This is a genomic window from Lacticaseibacillus sp. 22, assembly GCF_055413445.1.
Window position 1 is genome coordinate 1 of sequence record NZ_JBVAYD010000021.1, and the last position, 20060, is coordinate 20060.

The 20060-nt window shown below is 48.5% G+C and carries 7 protein-coding genes; all 7 read right to left on the reverse strand.

What is annotated here, in order from left to right; all coding sequences use genetic code 11:
• Nucleotides 1-1484, reverse strand: a 1484-nt coding sequence (locus ACWP87_RS09935) for a glycosyltransferase family 4 protein (protein WP_031547279.1), incomplete at its 3' end; no start/stop codon positions are given.
• Complete coding sequence (locus ACWP87_RS09940) at nt 1481-3037, reverse strand: glycosyltransferase (RefSeq protein WP_014569699.1); 1557 nt, start codon at nt 3035-3037, stop codon at nt 1481-1483. The genes ACWP87_RS09935 and ACWP87_RS09940, both read right to left, overlap by 4 nt.
• A 51-nt stretch (nt 3038-3088) precedes the next feature.
• Nucleotides 3089-4366 (reverse strand): hypothetical protein, encoded by a 1278-nt coding sequence (locus ACWP87_RS09945; RefSeq protein WP_014569700.1) that lies wholly within the window; start codon nt 4364-4366, stop codon nt 3089-3091.
• Between the two features lie 173 nt (nt 4367-4539).
• On the reverse strand, nt 4540-6255 hold the full coding sequence (gene spcA / locus ACWP87_RS09950) for a surface-docked cell-binding protein SpcA (protein ID WP_014569701.1): 1716 nt from the start codon (nt 6253-6255) through the stop codon (nt 4540-4542).
• Nucleotides 6256-6391: 136 nt separating this feature from the next.
• Nucleotides 6392-6631 carry a bacterial Ig-like domain-containing protein gene (locus ACWP87_RS09955; RefSeq protein WP_005684278.1) on the reverse strand — a complete coding sequence of 80 codons (240 nt, stop codon included), beginning with the start codon at nt 6629-6631 and terminating at the stop codon, nt 6392-6394.
• A 5-nt stretch (nt 6632-6636) separates the two neighbouring features.
• On the reverse strand, nt 6637-9378 hold the full coding sequence (locus tag ACWP87_RS09960) for a KxYKxGKxW signal peptide domain-containing protein (protein WP_014569702.1): 2742 nt from the start codon (nt 9376-9378) through the stop codon (nt 6637-6639).
• A gap of 340 nt (nt 9379-9718) precedes the next feature.
• On the reverse strand, nt 9719-19546 hold the full coding sequence (gene spcB / locus ACWP87_RS09965) for a Ser-Ala-175 repeat glycoprotein adhesin SpcB (RefSeq protein WP_014569703.1): 9828 nt from the start codon (nt 19544-19546) through the stop codon (nt 9719-9721).
• Nucleotides 19547-20060: the final 514 nt, after the last annotated feature.

The following is a 20060-nucleotide window of genomic DNA, read 5'->3' on the forward strand; positions in this document are numbered from 1 at the left end:
GACAGTTCATAAGAGCGATCTGACATCTGCTGCAGCTTATCAGGATGCTTGAATAAGTCGACAAACTTAGCCGCCATGGCCTTGATATCATCAAATGGCACAACATAGCCATTTTCACCATCAACAATTAGCTCATTAGGGCCATAGTTCACATCATAAGTGACGCCAACGAGCCCATTGCTGATCGCTTCCATCAACGACAAGTTAAAGCCTTCCATCACCGACGCCAGCGCATACACTTGTCCTTCGCGTTGCACCGCGCCAACATCCTTTACATAATCATGCAGTTTAATCACGTCTTGCAGCTGATACTTCTCAATGGCGGCATTGATCTTGGTCATTGCCTCATCATTGTCGCGGTGATCGACGTACCCATAAACATCTAATGAGATATTAGGAACCTCTTTTTTAGCAATGCCAATCGCTTCGATAATATGATCAATTCGCTTTTCCGGTGCAACCCGGGCCGTGACAATCACTTTACCTTGCTGCCGGTCCGCCATAGCAATTTTTGGACGTGCAAACTGTTCATCCGGAATGACACCAACCGGAATTGTGAAGAGCTTGCTCTTGGGTTGAAAGCGCGTGCGCACGTCCCTTGTTTGCTTTTCTGTGGCGGAAATAATCGCATCATAATCATTAGCGTGAATCAAGCCATACTCATAAAAATTATTCATGACCGAGTGCATCGGATCTTGCGCGTCACCTGCATGTGAATTGTGTAAATGCAAGACAGTATAAGCCGGACGCCTCAAGTGCAGCAGTTGCCAGTCACCAAGATGCGATCGATCAACAATAAAGATATTGGCGCGTTTATTGTTCCAATATTGCTCATTCAAACGATTATAAAAATGAACTGTCAACTCGTCGATATCCGAAAAGAGATACACCGCTCCATTGTCTTCGGTCAGCCGCCAGCCGGTTTTAGTAAAAGTCTGTTTGGCATCATACTTGTTAAAGGTTTCAAGCACCGGCCGCCCGTCAACCTTATACCAGACCTCCGTGCCGACTTTATTATCAGGTGTATACCATTGCGACAAGGACAAGAAACCGCGAAAATCGTAAAAATCAACCCGGTACAGATTGCCGAAAGCATCGAATTGCTCAACCGAACTGACCCGTTCAGTTGGATCATCACGATAATAATTAATTCTTGCCACAAATTGTTGACCACGCAGCACAAGATAGCGAAATTGTTCCGGTTCTTTTTGGTAACTAAGCTGATCCAAGCCAAAGTCAATATCCTCGGCATGCAAAATCTTGGTTGGCACTTCTTCAGCAGCTTGGAAATAGTCAAACATCCCTAAAGTTTCGTCATCGCTGACACCGTTTGCCTGTAAATAATCGTGCAGTCGTGGGTTCCACTCACGAAAAATCATTTTGAACGGTTCACCGTGATCACGAAACAACCCAGCCCGTTTCAACTGGGCATGTTCAATTCCCGAGTTGCTTTGATTAAAACTGGAATTAATAAAAAATATCATCGTTCGGCACTCCTATCTAAGCGAAGAAAAAGATTTGGGACGGTGCTAAGTTGCGCTTCCCATTGTTTCCAGGCAGCATCGGCACTAAATGTTTGTGATTGTTGATAAGCTGCTTGAACCATTTCCGGCCACGTGCGTCCTGCTTCCGTGCTCGTCAACAATTTCACCAGACTGTCGGCAGCAGCTTTACTTTCACCTGTTGGTACCAGGTAACCATTGACACCATTTTCAACCAACAGTTTAGGCCCATATTTTACGTTGTATCCGATGACCGGTACGCCATAGCTCAATGCCTGAAGAATATTCATGCCAAACGCCTCAGATGATGAGACACTCAACATCGCGGCGGCGGTTCCAAGCGCTTTAGCGAGTTCGTCTTCTGATTGATAACCATGATAATGGATCGCGGTATCGACACCAAGTTCCTTACTATACGCAACCATGCTTTCATTTGTTGCTTCGTCAGAGACGTAACCATAAAAATCCAGATGCAAATCCGGAAGCTTTTTACGTGCTTTGGCAAATATTTTAATGGCTTCTTGTGGCTCTTTTTCCGGTGAGATGCGGCCGAGATAGACAATTTTATTGCGATCACGACTTTCAATCGACACTAAATCATGTGCTTCTGCAAAACTGTCAGGCACCACCATGACATGTTTAAAGTGGAAAAACTTTTCAATCTCTTGCTTTTGCTCGTCAGTGGCCACCATAATCCCGTCAAAATCATTGGCGTGCGTGGCAAACAGCGGCTTCAGATAATCGACATAGTTTCTTGAACCACCGACTTGTTCCGGATTGTGGGTATGAACGCTGTGCAGGTATTGCCACTTAGCGTTAGCGCCCGTCACTGCGGCCACCTCATTAATCAACGATGGGCGGTCATTTATTAACACACTTGGCTCGGCAGCCACGACTTCATTCATGAAGAAAACAAAGAGCTCACTTTCCGAATTGAACCGCCATGCCCGGCCTTTATAATCAAGCAGCTGATACATGGTATTCATGAGCGTCCCATTCACATTCATCCGGATAATCTCAAGCTTAGGAGCACCTTCTGGACTATAAAAAATCTGTGGTCCAAGCTGGCCATCAGGATGAAAATACTGCGTTGACGATTTAAAGCCACGCCGATCCCAAACATCTTTAGCCACGGTTGCGTTCATGTCATTGTAATATTCCAATGAACCCACCAAACCGACTGTCGCTGGCGCTACCAACGCCTTGCCTACGACTTTGCCATGATGGACAATCTGGGATTCATTAGCATCAACCCCGACGATATGATAATCAAACTTATCAATTACTTCGGTATAGCGAATATCAATATCACGCGGTTCTACAAAAGTCGCTTCCTGAAAATAATCATACATGTTCAAAACATCTGACTGGGTTAATTTAATGCGTTTTAAATCGTCAATTAACAAAGGATTATAGTTGCGCGTCAAAATTTTAGCAGGTACATCATGATCTTTGAAAAGTCGTAATCGTTGCGCTGCTGAAAACTCGGTTCCTGAGTTCATTGAAAAAATGTTTTCATTCACAAAATAGTTCACCAATAGTCCCCCATTTCTTAATGGTCGTACCTTGAGTCCAAGATACGTCCCTTATGCCTCTGGAAAATCACTTTCAAAAACCGGCGCATCTTCTGACGGGAACACCCCGGCTTGATCCAGTGCGGCCACGTTCTTTTGGGTTTCAGCATCGGCGGCAACTGGCTGACTAGCAGATAATTCTGATAGCCGCGCCACCTTAGCTTCAGAATCAGACAATGCCGTTTGCAGCTCCTGCTGGGTTTGCTTTGCCGCAGCTAAATCGGCCTGAGCATGCTTAAGATCCGTTTCGGCAATTTGAGTGGCAACGATTTGTTTACTTAACTCGTTTTGCAACGCTTCTTTCGCCGCTTGGGCTTTATCACGCTCGGACACCGCTGCTTCCAGATGACTGGACAAATCGGCAACTTGCGTCTGTAACAATTCATTTTGAGCCTTGAGTTCTTCATGCTGCTGATGCAAGGTCGAAAATTCGCTGACAACCTGCTGATCTTTTTCATGTTCGGCCAGGACAGCTTTATATTTAGCAGAAAGGTCTTTCAAATAAGCCGTCGTTTTTGTGCGATAAGTTTGCCATTGTTCGATTTGAGAAGCCAGGCGGGTGTTCATTTTTTGAAGGACGGCTATTTGCGTAATTAAGGTACTATTTTGTTTCTGCGCTTCGTAATAAGGCCCGCGGGTTAAGTTAGTGTTGTCTGTCGGCACATTCATTTGTGAAGCTGTGTTGGCATCGTCATCTGTGGCTGGTGCCTTTGCCTGAAGCTGGGATACACTTGCCCCTGCCGCAGCTTGTGTTTGTGTTGCCGATTCAGCTTGACTGGCTGTTGCTGCATCCGTATTATCAGTCACAACCGTTTTGGGATCTGCTAATGATTTTTTATCAGCTTTCTCGGCAGCAGGCTCGGCCGGCTCTGGTTGGGCTGGCATAGCGGCTGCTTGTGGCTGGCTTGCGATGGCTTTAGATGGGGTGGCTGGTTGCAGTTGCGCTGTTGAAGCTGGTTCATCTTTGACATAAACAGTCAGTTGATCATTGGCAAAATTTAATTCAGTCCCGCCAGAGATGTTCATGGACCAAGTACGGCCGCTGCCGGTTGCCGGTTTCAGAATTTCAGTGGCTAAAGAGGCTGCGCTGTTGAGTTGCTCAAGCTGTTCTGGCGACAAGGTTTTGCCCGTTGTAGGCTCGTCTTTTTGCTGATCGCCGGTATTTTCCTGCTGGAGTTCCTGATTTCCCCCGCCCAGTTTCTGCCGTTGCTGGTTTTCGCTCAGGCGTTCATTTAATGAGTTGAGCACATCCGGCGTCTCCGATTGCTCTTTTCGATTAAAAATTCCCATGTTGTCCTCCTCTGTAGATCATAAGTCGAATAAGAATCCTCTCACGCATATACTTAACTCGATCAATTTTTCGTGAGAATTATCAAAAGAACCTGTATTTGATTACTATCATCGTTAAAATCTCTAGAACTGCGGGCATCATTATACCTTAATCTTACAGGAACGTTCTGCGACTATGCTATTGATAAGCTGGGTTTCGCATTACTTTTCGCAGTCGCATCAAGTTGTCCCAAAGGTGATGCATTCAGATAGCTGCGGAGTTCGGCTAGCAAAGATGCATTGACATACACAAAAGAAATATTAGGTAGCGGTATACTGGTAGGATTCGTTAACGAGTTGGCCATTGCTTTTGCTTTAAGGTAAAGGCCTAAGTCGGTGTAAATAGGCGCTTCAAAGGCATAATAATCGCTAAACTCAGCGCTACCTGCAGGGGGACGGTAAAAACTCACGCCCATTGACGGCCCGCCATAAATTAAATTCGCCCGATGCCCATAATGTCCGTTACCAAGCGGCTCCGGGTTATCGGTCTCGTCATACCAGGCCATCACCATGTAATATGCGATCTCCTGATTAGACCGCATATGATCCGTAATGCCAGTGTTCGTACCGATGTTCTCCGTTGCGTGACTAACGGCTTCATGATTAAAATCTTCAACAATCGCCCGCACGCGTTGTTGTGCCCGACTTGTATCGCGTTCCGAAATTGTCAACGCCGACTGTCCGTTCAAAGCCCGCAATTCATTGACATATTGATGAAAGTAGCTGACAATCTCAGCCTCATCCGGTTTGAAGTTCGGATCATCTAGCAGATACTCATTTTTAACGCTTGGATAATTGGATGTTGAAGGAAAAAAAGATGATAGATTTTTCACCTTCAACATCTCCGAAGCACCCGGATTCGGTTTCGAGGTCAGACTACTGACAACTGTTACCCTCGCCATGTTTGCAATCAGCTGTTTCAGTTTTGGATCCATAAAACTAAAACGGATGAAATAAGTTCCTTCATAAGCCGGATTAACCGTACCTGTTACCGAAATATCTTCGAGCTGAACCGGCGCACCATCACTATTAGTAGCACTCACAAAATTGATGTCAGGTGTCCATGATGATTTTTTAGCTAACAAAGTGTCTTTTGTCTTGATTGCAGCCACTGTTTCTGAAGGTGTTGGCGGCAAGACGTCCCCGCCTATCTGCCGTTCATCAATTGCACTAGCTTGATTGGTCACGTTGACAGAAGAAAATTGCGCCACATCTTTTCCGGTTGGGGCATCAGTAAAAGCATACTGAACGAAATAGGTACCTACGATCGCTGGATGAACGGTTCCGATGACTTGAATAGCATCGATTGGTACTGCCTGTCCGTTCGAGTCATTGGCATTCAGAAAATTTTTTTCCGGTGTCCAAGAAGATTTTTGGGCGATGGTAACGGGTGCTGTTGCGATACTGGGCGACTGATTCGTATTTGGGTCAGCCGCAGTTAAATCGTGCTTTTCATTTTGATCACCTGACACCGGTTCCTTGGCTTCCGGCTCTGGGTTATTCGCAGTCGCCGTCTTCATGGTTTCCAAGGGCTGAACCGTTTTTTGCTGGGCGCCGTTAGCTTCGAAGCTATTAACCGGTGGTGATGAATCTTTGCTGCCGGAAGCTACTGAAGTGATGTCGGGAGAAGCACGATCCGATGCAGCTGAACTTGTGACTGTATGGGTTGCTGGCTGCTCTTCATTAGCCGTTGTGGAGGCAGTCACAGGATGTAGTGAGCTAAATGCGACCAAAACAGAAAAAGACAAAACAACCTCCGATGCCTTCATCCATTTTCCGCGAACTTTAGCTGTCTTGAATTTGCCATGGCGGTCCAACAACGCGGACTGCAATTGTTTCTGCCTCATCATCCATACCCTCCAAACTTCAGTGTCTTGAGTCCAATCGTTTTTGAAAGAACCATTGGGACAATTTTATGTAGAAAAGAGGCCAATCAACTTTGAAAATTGACCTCTTTTAGTCTTCAGAAAAAACGACTGACCAGCCTTATTGAATAACAGTGACCAATGCTTTGTTTTCAATTTGCTGGTTGGATTCAGGATCAGTAAAGCTGATGATAATTGGATAAACGCCTGGAATCCAAGGCTTTACTTCGCCTGACATGCGGAAATTTTCTAACGGAACCTGATGACCTGAAGAATCAGTTGCCTCAACAAGAAGTGCTTCTGGCTGGAAACTTTCATTTTTCTTCAGGGTCAGATTTTTGAGTTCAATTTTTGCATGCATATTTTTTACCTCGTCACGGTGACGTATACTTGTTGTTCAACAATTTCATTATTATTAGCGGCATTGGTGAAGTAGTACTTCAGGATATAAGTTCCCGGAATCGAGACGGTCACGCTTCCGTCGATAGAAAGATCAGAAATATCGACGGCCTTACCATCGCCGTCCGTGGCACTGACTAATGCCTCGCTAGGATCAAAGGATTGTTTAGCCCGAATGACAAGATTTTTGGTGACCAGTTTTCCTGCTTTTGAAGAGATCTTAGCAATGGTCCCAATCAAGTCGGAAATACCCGGTAATTGTGCAACCCCTTTGAGGACACCGGCAGCGTCAGGTAAGTTAAGTTTCACGCCTACTAACTGGAGCAACCAACCTGCAATACCGCCGATAATCCCACCGATTGCAGCACCGATTGGCGAACCAATCAAGCTGGCAATCGTGTCAGTCAGCGGCGTCACCCAACCAAGGAGGATAAATTCCAACGGGTTGACAATGGGCCCCAGTCCGAGGAACCCGGCCGCAACAACGATAACGCCGGCAATACCGAAGACGATCATGCCGATGGTGTAAGAAATCAGCCAGTTTGAGAGCGTGTGCCCGATAAGACCGCCAATGGTTGACCCTAATGCAACCCCACTGACAACGGCGTCAACTTTTCCATCTTTAGAAAGGCCTGGCGCCATGGTCGCACCGTAATAAGCACCAACTGTTGAGCCGACAATCCCGGTTAGCCAACCGGTAATCCCACCAACCCAACCAAGTTCAGCAGCGTTACCACCGTTAGCAATCCAACCAACGATCGGGATAATCCCGACAATTGAATCTAGAACCGTTGCCGGAACGCCAGCAATAAACCATGCCGCAAAGCCACCTACCGCCGTTGTGACGGTTCCATAAAACGCACTACCAACAGTTCCGCCGATCACGGATTCAATCAATTCACCCACTTGCCCAAGTCCGGTTAAATTAGGAATTAAACGAATTGGATTAATATTGGTAGCTAACCACGAAACCGCGTTCCATATAAAGTTGGTAATGCCACCTAAAACCCCGGTTAAGCTAAACCCAGTGTCCGCTTTAACCACTGATTGTGCGGAAGCGATTAACGTTGACCTTAACTGTTTAGCCACACTGTCTTGAGCCACTGAGATTGCTGATTGCATGGCTTTATAGGAATTTGTTGCTTCAAAGCGTGCCATATCCTGAGCAAAGGCCGATCCAAGCGAAGTGGCGAAAAAGGATGTGGCCAAAGACTGCGCAAGACTTGTGTTTGAAGCGGCAACAGCAGAGGATAGTGCCGTATTAAAGGCAGCAAATTCGGAATTTGTTGCATACGAGGACAAAGCAGCAATCATTTGCTTACCATCTTCGGTTTGGGCAAACGATGAAACCGCAGCCGCGCTTGCCAACGAACCTGCAAAAGCAGCAGATGATGCATCAGCCAAGAGTCGTTTGCCATAAGCAGTTGCCATGAATGATGAAGTTGCACTAGCATCGGCAGCGGATTTTGCCTCTGCAGTTGACGATAGCGATGACATCATTGATTGAAGTGCCGGATCACTAGCAACCGAAGCTTCAAAACTCGCCAATGATGCCAATGCACTACCTTCAGCTGTGGCATTAAAAGACGCGACCAGCGATTTTTGCAAGGCAACATCGGACGTGGCAACAGCTTCGGAAAGTTGCGCCTGAAACGCTTTTACTTTGGGATCGTTGCTAAGTGAAGTTGCGGCACTCAGGAAATTAACACCTGATGTAATTTTATTTGCTGCTTCGCTTAACGCAATCCTGCCTTGATCAGTTTTAGCAAATGACGTCAAGGCCGATTTAGCACTGGATAACGCAGCAGCGTCCAAAGCCAGTGAAGGAGCTGAAGATGCGGCATCACTCAATTCAAGCGGGGTCGCAGCCAGGCTCGATGCTGAGGTCTGGTTAACTTGATTTTCTAGAGGCTGAGCTAACGTGTTTGGCTTCACGATAACGCGGACATTCTTGCCAAGCTTTTCCTGCGTGTAAGGGTCAGTGTATTCGTATCGTAAATAATAGGTGCCCGGGATACCGGTATTAACCGTCCCAACAAGATTAATATCATCAGGACTCAGCACATTACCTTTACTATCAGTTCCACCAAGCAAAGCAACAGCTGGATCAAAGTGTTCTTTTGCCTGAACCTGAATATCTTGAGTCTGTAGCGACTGCTTGCTGTTCTGGTTCGTTTCTTTTGAAGTCGTGACCGAAGCGCTAGCAGGCGTAACGGTTGGTGCATACGTGGTGGCTGAGGAAGGTGACGATACAGCACTGGATGTAGTGACTGTCTGGTATATCTGAGTTGGTTCACGGCTGGCAACCGATTGAACGCCAGCCACTGACGCGATGGATTGTGGTTGCGCTGCTTGTGAGGCAGCTGGTGTTGCCGCCGAACTAGCTGCCACCACCGGCTTACTTACCGGCGCTTGACTCACCTGAGCATGTGCTGGTTCTTGTTGAGCAGCCGGCTTTTGTTCATGCGTTCCCACTTGATCAATCGCGGCTGCCACTCGAATCGTTTCCGGTGTGACTGAATCAGCCTTAACAGTTTTGCCCGATTCTAAGGCACCGGCACCGATGACCGTGACAATAAGCGATGATGCAAAGAGCCACCGTTTTCCTTTTTTCCAAGAGCGGAAATGTGTGCGCCTCATCTGAATCCGATTGGTATTATCAGGCCCACTTCCTTGATTGCTTTTCAAATTAAAACACCCCTTTTTCATCTACATCTGCATCATCTTGATGTCACCTTCACGAATTCCTAAAAATGACTCGATTAATCTTTAGTTGTATTAGCCAAACGCGTATCACCCAGAAAATCGCTTTTAGCCGGTTGTCTCTAGAATTGGTGAATTGACGATGCTCCTGTAGCAAAGATCAAACTTGTTACTTTGCGCAATATTTCCAAATCAAAAACCGTTCGACAATTTTTTGACTGGAGCATTTTCCAGCGCTCCTCTTTGTTAACGATCAAGTTGGCAAAAGTTTTCTTAGCAACACCCTAAGGCGCTGCACGGGTTGGATGTTGATTAGTCTTCATATTAATGGCTTCCTTTCAGTTAATTAATCTTCGCGATGCTTCTTTTTGCCCATGGCTGCTAGTGTCCCCATCAGTACAATACCTGCTAGTGCAAGCAAGGCAGCTTCTTCAGTTTCACCAGTTTGCGGAAGTGTGTGTCCACTTCCATCTTTAGTTTGCCCACTTCCGTTTTTAGCGATGATGTCAGCAGTTGTACCAGGATTGGTTTTATCCCCAACGCTGGTGTCAGTAGCAACTGTATGAACGGTGTTGTCCTGGCTGCCTGAGTTTGCACCTAGTTCAGAATGTCCTACGTCTTGGCTTTTTGGATTTTTAGACGTTCCGTCAACATCTTTAACACCCTTGGTATCCACATCGTGACTGGCAATCTGTTCGGCAAGATCACGATCAGTTTGTGCCCGGGTAGCAGCACTCTTGGCCTTATCCGCCGCCGCAGTCGCTGATGAAGCATATTGTGCAGCGTAGGAAAGTGCTTGAGCTGCTTTATTCGGATCAACATAATCGTGTGCAAGCTCTTGCGCAGCTTTACTGAGTGCCGCGAAGGAAGCAGCGTCTTTAGCCGCACTGGCAGCAATTTTCGCCGCGTTAATCGCGTCGGACTTCAAGTAAGCTAACGAAGAATTCTTAGGTTTACCATCAGCAAAACTTGCCGTTTCACTGGCCGCTTTAGCTGCAACTGAAGCAGCTAAGTCGGCTGCGGTCGTTGCGGCATGAGCCGTGCTTGCAAAATCGCTTTGAGTTGGTTTAGGCGCAGCATCGGAACCTGGCGTGTGCGCTGCAGCAGCTGTTTTAGCTTTATCAGCAGCTGATTTTGCCAAATCTGCAGAACTCTTCGCACCGGCAGCGGCACTGGACGCCCGTGAGTCGTCACCCGACTTCGCTGCATCCTTAGCTGCTGCGGCAGACTTGGCAGCGTCATCAGCAGCGGACTTCGCTAGATCTGCCGCGCTCTTGATTGCAGGATCTTCTGGATACTTCGTTGCGGCAGAACTTGCTTGATCGGCACTGGAGCTGGCTTGCTTGGCTGACTGGTCAGCTGCACTGGCATAACTTGATGCAGCATCGCCTTTAGCTTTTGCTTCAGCTTGGGCTTTGGCATCATCTTTAGCCTTCGCATCTCCAGCTGCCTTTGCTGCAGCAGAACTTGCCAGATCGGCTGAGCTCTTAGCACCGGCAGCGGCACTGGCTGCCCGTGAATCGTCACCTGACTTAGCTACATCCTTGGCTGCTGCCGCGGATTTGGCCGCGTCATCAGCAGCGGACTTCGCTAGGTCAGCCGCGCTCTTGATTGCAGGATCTTCTGGATACTTCGTTGCGGCAGAACCCGCTTGATCGGCACTGGAGCTGGCTTGCTTGGCTGACTGATCAGCTGCAGTAGCATAGCTTGAGGCTGCTTCACCTTTAGCTTTGGCGTCAGCTTGGGCTTTAGCATCATCCTTAGCCTTCGCATCACCAGCTGCTTTCGCTGCAGCAGAACTTGCCAAATCGGCTGAGCTCTTTGCACCGGCAGCGGCACTGGCTGCCCGTGAATCATCACCTGACTTCGCTGCATCCTTGGCTGCTGCCGCAGACTTAGCCGCGTCATCAGCAGCAGACTTCGCTAGGTCAGCTGAGCTCTTGATTGCAGGATCTTCTGGATACTTCGTTGCGGCAGAACCCGCTTGATCGGCACTGGAGCTGGCTTGCTTGGCTGACTGATCAGCTGCACTGGCATAACTCGAGGCTGCTTCACCCTTAGCTTTGGCGTCAGCTTGGGCTTTAGCATCATCCTTAGCCTTCGCATCTCCGGCCGCTTTCGTTGCGGCAGAGCTTGCTAAATCGGCAGAACTCTTCGCACCGGCAGCGGCACTGGCTGCCCGTGAATCGTCACCTGACTTCGCCGCATCCTTGGCTGCTGCCGCAGACTTAGCCGCGTCATCAGCAGCAGACTTCGCTAGGTCAGCTGAACTCTTGATTGCCGGATCTTCCGGATACTTCGTTGCCGCAGAACTCGCTTGATCGGCACTGGAGCTGGCTTGCTTGGCTGACTGATCAGCTGCACTGGCATAACTCGAGGCTGCTTCACCCTTAGCTTTTGCTGCTGCAATCACTTTTGCGGCAGCATCGCTAGCAACGGTTGCAGCTGACTTTGCTATTTCTGCTGCAGACTTCGCCGCGTCATCTTGACCGTCTAACGCCGCATACTTGGCATCATTGGAGGCGCTTGTTGCCGTTGAAGCAGCAGATCTTGAAAGACTGGTTGCTGCTACAATGCCAGCATCTTCAGGATAGTTTGCCCCAGCACTTTCAGCTAACTGAGCGCTTGAGTTTGCTAAACTTGCAGATTGAGCAGCATCAGTAGCATAGTTTGATGCTGCGACATTTTTTGCCTTGGCTGCATCGCTTGTTTTGGCAGCAGCGGTGCTGGCAACAATTGCTGCGCTCTTAGCTGTTGCTGCGGCAGAAGACGCTTTGGCATCATCGCCGCCTTGTGCAGCACTCTTAGCGTCAGTTGCAGCACTCTTGGCAATATCGGCTGCAGACGTAGCAACATCCGTATTGGCTTTGATGTTTGGATCATTAGGATACTTAGTAGCAACAGATACGGCACCATCAGCGCTGGAGCCCGCCTGACCAGCGGCCTTGACAGCGTCATCGGCAAAACTTGACGCAGCTGTTGCTTTTGCTTTAGCCGCGTCACTTGCTTGTGAAGCAGCCTGACTGGCAACTATCGCGGCACTCTTGGCGGTATCTGCAGCTTGTGAAGCTGTCACATCATCGCCGACTTGGGTGGCACGCTGAGCATCTGTAGCTGCACTCGAAGCCGTATCTGCCGCAGACTTAGCCAATTCAGTTACCGCCCCAATTGATGAGTCATTCGGGTACTTCGTTGCTGCTTTTCCAGCTACATTAGCACTGGAGCCCGCTTGACTGGCAGCCTTAGTTGCTTCATTGGCATAACTGCTTGCAGCCGTGCTTTTTGCTTTTGCAGCAGCGCTTGCCTTAGCAGCCGCTGTGCTGGCTTCGGTAGCTGCGGTTTTAGCATTAGAAGCAGCAACAGAAGCAGCAATATCATCACCGGTTCGAGCTGCACTTCTGGCTGCATCTGCAGCACTTGAAGCTTTAGCCGCTGCTGCAGATGCACTATCTGTTGCAGTTTGAATTTCTGGCTCATCCGGATATTTGGTTGCCGCAGAAGTAGCAACATCTGCACTTGAGCTTGCCTGACTAGCCGCTTGTGCAGCATCACCAGCAAAACTAGTTGCCGCCGCTTTCTTTGCGGCTGCGATACTATCTGCTGTTTTAAGTGCTGTTTTGGCAGCAGCTTCCGCTTGATCAGCGGCAGATTTGGCAATATCAGCGGCACTTGAGGCGATTGCGTCATCACCGCGAGCGGCAGCGTCTTTTGCCGTATCTGCTGCAAGCGATGCATCTTTTGCAGCTTGTTGGGCTACGGAACTGGCACGAGAAATTGTCGGATCATCAGGATATTGACTGCCCACTGCCGTTGCAACATCGGCACTGGAACTAGCTAAACTAGCTGATTTTACGGCACTGGCAGCATAGCTCTTAGCGTCTTTGTCATGAACCACAGCTAAGCTTGATGCCAAGTCAGCTGCAATACTTGCCTGACTAGCATGACTCTTAGCTTCGGCAGCGGCACTTGATGCAGCCGGAATGTCACCGCTTTGTGCAGCCGACTTAGCACTCTCTGCACTGTCTGAAGCCTCGTCAGCTGCTTGCTTAGCGACATTATTTGCACTCGTAATGGCTGTGTCACTTGGATATTTGACTGCAGCTGATTCAGCGATATCGCCGCTTGCTTTTGCCCGATCAGCGGCTTTGGTCGCATCACTGACAAGTCGATCACCTTGTGTTGCGATGTTGCCCGCCAAACGTTTTGAATCATCTGCAACGCTTGAGGCGATAGCTGCTTGACCCTTAGCCTGTAGTGCAGCGCTCATGGCGTCATCAGCTGTACTACTTGCAGCATCGGCGGCTGAGCTAGCAATTTTGGCAAAGTTTGAAGCCTGATTTGCAAAGGTCGAAGCTTGAGACATATTGCCAGCTACAATAGCGCTGTTAGCTTGGGAAGCAGCTTTGCTGGCAGCAAGATTGGCACTACTTGTTACCTTCGCCAGACTGACAGCAGAGCCGGCAGCAGCTGAGGCTTGAGTGGCATAGCTTGATGCTTGAATCGTTGCATCATTGGCAGTCTTTGCAAGGCTGGCCAGAGAATCATTGCCAGGGAACCGGCTGGCAGCACTTGAAGCAATTGCATTTTCAGACTTAGCCGTGTCAGAAGCAGCACTGGCAATAGCGCTGGCATTATTTGCAGTGGCGGAAGCTTCTTGAGCTACGACAGAAGCAGATAAAGCACTTTCGCTGGCCTGACTAGCTTTAGATGAAGCTTGATCATTGGCTGCGGAAACCGTATCCGCAATCTGTTTTGCACGATTATTTGCGCTTACGGCTTGGCTGGCTGCGGAGTCTGCTTTGTTTGCTTCACTTAATGCTTTACCGGCGGCATCATTTGCCTTGTCCGCGTATTCTGAAGCAATGTCAGCTGCAGCAGATGCCTGATTATTCAGGTTTTGGGCAGCCGTATGATCACCACGTTGACTGGCTGCCGTTGCCTGAGCAGCGGCTGTTTTGGCAGTGGCATTTGCTGAACTGACTTGATCGGCAAAGCTACTTGCCGCAGATGCATCAGCGCTAGCCGTCAAAGCATAACTCGCGGCAACACTATTAGCGTCTGAAGCAGCTTTGGCCAGTGATGCTAATGAGTTGTTTGACGGATAGTTACTTGCTTTAGCCGAGGCTTCTTGATAAGCAGAATCAGCAACACTACTTGCATTGCTGGCGATTGCGCTTGCATTGTTCGCAATCGCGGTTGCAGAGCTGGCAGTATAAGCAGTTGCACTGGCATCAGCTTTAGAAGCGACATCACGCGCCGTGGCAGCAGCACTAACGGCAACTTTTGCTTTTTCACTTGCCAAGTTTGCTTCGTTTAGTGCTTGATCTGCAGCCGAGTTTGCCTTGTCAGCCGCCGAAGAAGCTGTCACGCCTGCAATCGATGCTTGGTCCGCTAAACTTGAGGCATTGGAAAGGTCGCCAACATCAAGCGCAGTATTAGCTCTTGAAGCCGCAGAAGCAGCTTTACTGTTCGCTGCACTGGCAATCGCTGCATAACTACTTGCAGCAGATGCATCCGAGCTTGCTGATTTAGCTAAGTCAGCAGTTTCACTATTTGCAGAAGATGCCACAGTGGCAAGACTGGTTAGTGAAGGATTGCCAGGATAACGCGTTGCAATGTTTGAAGCATCTTGATAGCCGGATGCTGCGACACTACTTGCAGTGCTGGCGATAGCATTGGCCGAGTTTGCCTTAACAGAGGCTGTACTTGCCACGACCGACGCCGACCGCGCTGCATCGCTGGCTGCACTCGCTTTATCACTAGCCGCAGTATTGCCGCTGGTAATGGATGAAGCAAGACTCGAAGCCGCGGTGCTAGCTGCAACTGCAATGCTTGCAGCGTCATTGGCCGCAGAACTGGCTGCGTATGCCTCACTCAATGCTTTGGTAGCCGCATTTTTACCTTTGTCAGCGGCAGAAGAAGCCTCTGTAGCGGCCTTTGAAGCACTTGCTGCATATGACGAAGCTTCCGAAATATTGCCATTCACATAGGCACTATTTGCAAGGGATGCAGTTTCACTTGCAACGCCATTTGCTTGTGAAGCGGCAGTGGCATAACTACTTGCCAATGAGGCATCTTCAATTGCGCCTGCCGCATAACTGGAAGCCAAGCTAACCGCATTGCCAGCTGCTGTCGCTAGAGAGGCAACTGACTGATCCTTCGGGAAGCGTGTTGCAACACTAGCCGCAACGTCACCAGCAGACTTTGCTTTATTTGACGCAGCGACTGCAATTGACTTAGCCGAATTAGCCGTGATTGATGCAGCGCTTGCAACAACAGAGGCTGAAGTGGCAACACTAGAAGCTTTTTCGGCTGTATCGGATGTGGCTTTAGCAAGACTCCCGGCTAATTCAATCGCACTACTTGCAGCTTGTGAAGCAATCGCAGCAGTCGAATTAGCCTGATCTGCCTCTGTCGAAGCCTGATTAGCCAAACCGTTTGCTTGACTGGCAAGATCAGCTGCACTAGACGCAGCAGTCACAGCTTGTGCTTTAAAGCTCGATGCGGCTTGTAAATCACCACCGGCAATGGCACTGTTCGCCTGTGAAGCTGCCAAGCTCGCCGCTTTGTTTGCCGCGACTACTTTTTGAGCCAAACTGCTTGCGGCAGCGGCATCAGCTGCTGCACTTTTGGCAAATCCAGCGGTTGTGCTATTTGCACTTGAAGCCACTGCAGAAAGGCTGGTCAATGACGGATCTTTAGGATAGGTGGCGGTTAACGAAGCGGTTACATTGTTTGCTGAACTAGCCACACTGATGGCGGTACTTGCAACGGTGCTTGCATTATTAGCAACAGTTGAAGCAGATTTTGCCGCCACACTTGCTGCGCTTGCCTTGTCACTGGCGGCACTTGTTTCTTTAGTCGTGTCTGACGTCAACGTTGCAACCCGACCTTGTGCTGAAAGTGCGGCTTTGGAAGCTTCGTCAGCTGCGGACTTAGCTTGTAAGGCCTCGCTTTGCGCAAGACTTGCTGCCGCATTGGCATTGTCTGCTAGCGAACTAGCCAGACTTCCGGCATCTTTTGCCTGACTACCAAACTTTGCAGCTGCATCATTTTGCCCTGCTGCTAATGCTTCATTTGCTAAAGAGGCAGCACGTTTGGCACCTTCATTGGCAGAACTTGTTTGGCCTGCGTAACTACTTGCGGCAAAAGCGGCCGAACTGGCTTTTGCAGCGTAATCCGAAGCAACAGCTTGTGCGCTAGAAGCCGTTGTCGATAAAGCCGCCAACGAGCTGTCTTGTGGGAAACTACTTGCAGCACTAGAAGTTAGATTTTTAGCAGAAAGGGCTACGGCACTGGCATTACTTGCAATGGTGCTGGCATTGTTAGCAACAGTTGATGCAGTGCTTGCGACAACCGATGCTGACCGGGCAACGGTACTACCCACTCCCGCATCACCTGCTGCGGCAGACTTCAAGTTGCCAGCAATCCCTGCAGCAACAGTTGCTGCGTCAGAGGCAATGGCTGCCTGAGATTTTGCCTGCAATGCATAGGACATTGCTGAACTAGCAGCTGATTTTGTCTGGTTTGCCAAATCTGTCGCGTTCGAAGCTGCTGTTGATGCTTGCCCCGAGTACAAAGCAACGCCAGCGGTATCACCGGCATTGGCAGCGCTAGTTACTTTATTCGCTGCTTCCTGTGCTTGGGAATTTGCATCACTTACTCGAGTAGCAAGATCGCTAGCCTGGCTTGCAAAAGCGCTGGCAGACGTAGCAAAGCTTGAAGTTAAGCTAGCTGCCTGTCCTACTTTAACTGCCAAACTAGCAAGAGAAGCATTATCAGGGAATGAAGATGCAAAACCGGTAGCCGCAACATTGGCTGAGCTTGCAGTCGTGCTAGCTGTTTTGGCTATTGCACTAGCATTATTTGCTTCAGCCGAAGCCGACGTTGCTGCTGTATAAGCTAGGCTGGCGTTTTTACTGTCAGCTGCAGTGCTGCCGGTAGTCGTGCCTAAACTTGCGGAGAGTTTGGCTGCTTCACTTGCTGCCGAGGTGACAATTTTGGCATTTTCACTAGCTGCAAGTGCTGATGCTAATGCATTGGATGCTGCAGTACTCGTTTGGTCTGCTAGTTGACTTGCCAATGATGCAGCACTAGAAGCGATAGTAGCGTAGGAAGTGGCATCTGGTAAGTTCTTCGCGGCCAGAGCGCTATTAGTTTGCGCAACTGCTGAAATGACCGTATCATTTGCCGATTTTACTTTACCTGCTAAGTCACTTGCTTGTGAGTTGCTAGCAAAAGCAGATGCAGCGTAACTAGCGGTCATCGATGTTGCAGTCGAAGCGGTTGCAGAAAGTTTTGCAAGCGATTCGTTTGTTGGATAGGCACTTGCAGCTTTGTCAACCACGGCTTTGGCAGAAGTTGCGGTATCATTTGCAGCACTTGCTATGGCACTGGCGCTGTTGGCAACCGTCGATGCAAGGTTGGCTTTATCATACGCTTTGCTTCCTGTGTCCGCAGCCAGACTGGCATTGCTTTTTGCAGCTGCAGTGCTACTGGTTGAGCCAGCAATCGTTGCCGCTGATTTTGCCGCATTTAAAGCGTCCTCTGCTGCTGAAGAGGCAGCGTTTGCTTCAGATAGTGCTTTATCAGCGGCGGAGTTTGCAATCGGTGCTTGTTGACTGGCAGTTGCAGCAGCATCAGCAGCCTGCTTGGCAAGTGAGGTTGCTTCATCGGTTTTTCCTGCAGCGCTGGCAGCTTTGGCGGCGGCCGCTGCTGAAGACGCAGTTGCGTTGGCGGCATTGACAGTCGCGACTGCCTGTTTGGCAAAGGCAGCATCTGAGCTTGCAGCAACCGCATAACTTGAGGCTACTGCCGCTGCACTAGATGCAGTTTTTGAAAGATCTGCAAGTGATTGGTTGTCAGGGTTTGCTGTGGCAAGACTGGCAACTTGATCACTGGCACCATTAGCAGCACCACTTGCCGAGCTGGCGATACTGCTTGCGGAATTTGCCTTTGTTAATGCGCCACTGGCAGTAACAGCCGCACTGGCAGCAATAGCAGCATCGGAATCAGGATTGAGCGCGGACTTTACCGTTACCAGGAAATACGAAAATAGTGTCCCATTGAAAGGTCCAACTAAGGGTTTTGTCTGATTTGTATTAATACTGTATTGGACAGCGTAAACGCCTGGTGTTTTATACGAAGAGCCTGCGATCCAGATTGGAACATTCGCATCATTGGGTCTGCCAACTTGACTGGCGAGCATATCGCCGACCGTCCCGGCACTGTTTTGGAAGGTCAAGAAAGGTCCTAAAAGACCATCAGAGGCAAAAGGATTAAGTGGATGCGTATAGTCAATATTATTTGCCGCGGTACTACCCGTAATGACCCAATTAGGTGCAAGTGTAAAGGTTGCCAAACTACCATTACCAAATGCGGTAAAGTTTGAATCGACAACTTTATCAATGGAAGTATCTCCAGCAAAAATGGAAACATTGGGCGACGTAACTGTAGCTGTACCGCGAGGATTTGTTTTCGTAAAAACAACGGTGCTAGGTGTTCCCGCATCATCCACCACTGGCATCGCAGCAAGTGTTTTTGATACAACCACGTTTTTGGTATTGTTGTTTTCGGTTTCGGAACTTGCAGGTGCAGCAGCTTGAGTTACAGCAGTTGAAGTGGCACTACTAGTGGAACTGCTTGCTGCAACGGTAATACCGGCAGCTGCCGAAGTAGTCGCATTGCTGGACTGAACCGCTGCCTTAGCAACTGGCGCCGCACTTGATGGCGCTGCAGACGAAACGACTGAGTTTGTGCCAGAACTGCTCGCTTCAGTCTTGGCAACCGGTATTTCCGCGGACGCAACGGCTTGTTGTGTCTGCGGTTGCTTTTCTACCTTTGGCTGTGTTGTTGTGGTCGCAATAGCCGGCGTAGCATTAGTAACCGTTGCGGCGTCAGTGGCCGGAGTTGCGGTAGTTGCTGAACTTGAAGCTGTACTAGGTGCTGTTGGAGCAGTATGAATCGACGCTGCCGTTTGTGCACTGGCAGCATCAATCACCCGTTGATTGTCATTTGAATCGGCATGAACGGCCTGATTCCCGGAAAAGACAAATCCGGCACCACCGGCAAGAAACGTTAAGGTGCTAAAGGTGAAAAGCCAGTGTTTCCCAGCTTTATACATCTTGAAATTAGCCGTTTTAGTCGATGGTTTTTTCTTAATGAACTTTCCCATGTGTTCACCCCATTTAAAGAGAAAAAATAAACTAACGATACTTTGCTCATCATTTTTTGATGCTGGGTGCTGATAGCATCAACTGTCGCAAAAACTTTTTTGCCGGATTAGCAGTACTATGCCGACAAATGTTATAAGCTCGTTATTCCCTTGTCATCCCCCTTATGATTAAAAGTGATATTATTAACTCGAAGTACCAATTTTATGATAGGCATTAAAATGGTCCTCGAATTGATTCTAAATATATATCATGACGATTGTTATAACAAGCCCACACTTTTATTAAATTATTTTCTAAATAATGATAACCCCTTTATACCGGTCTTTAAAACGGTAACATTAGCTTTTGGCTTCGTACTAATAGGGTATTAAAATAACCATTATATCATTTTTTCTAAAATAGTTTATAATAAATCGAGTACAATTAAAGTTCACCAGTCTTAAACTTTTTTAGCATCTATAATGTTCTAATATAATAGTTTCAGGTTTATTTCCGCCTTTATAATCAACCGAT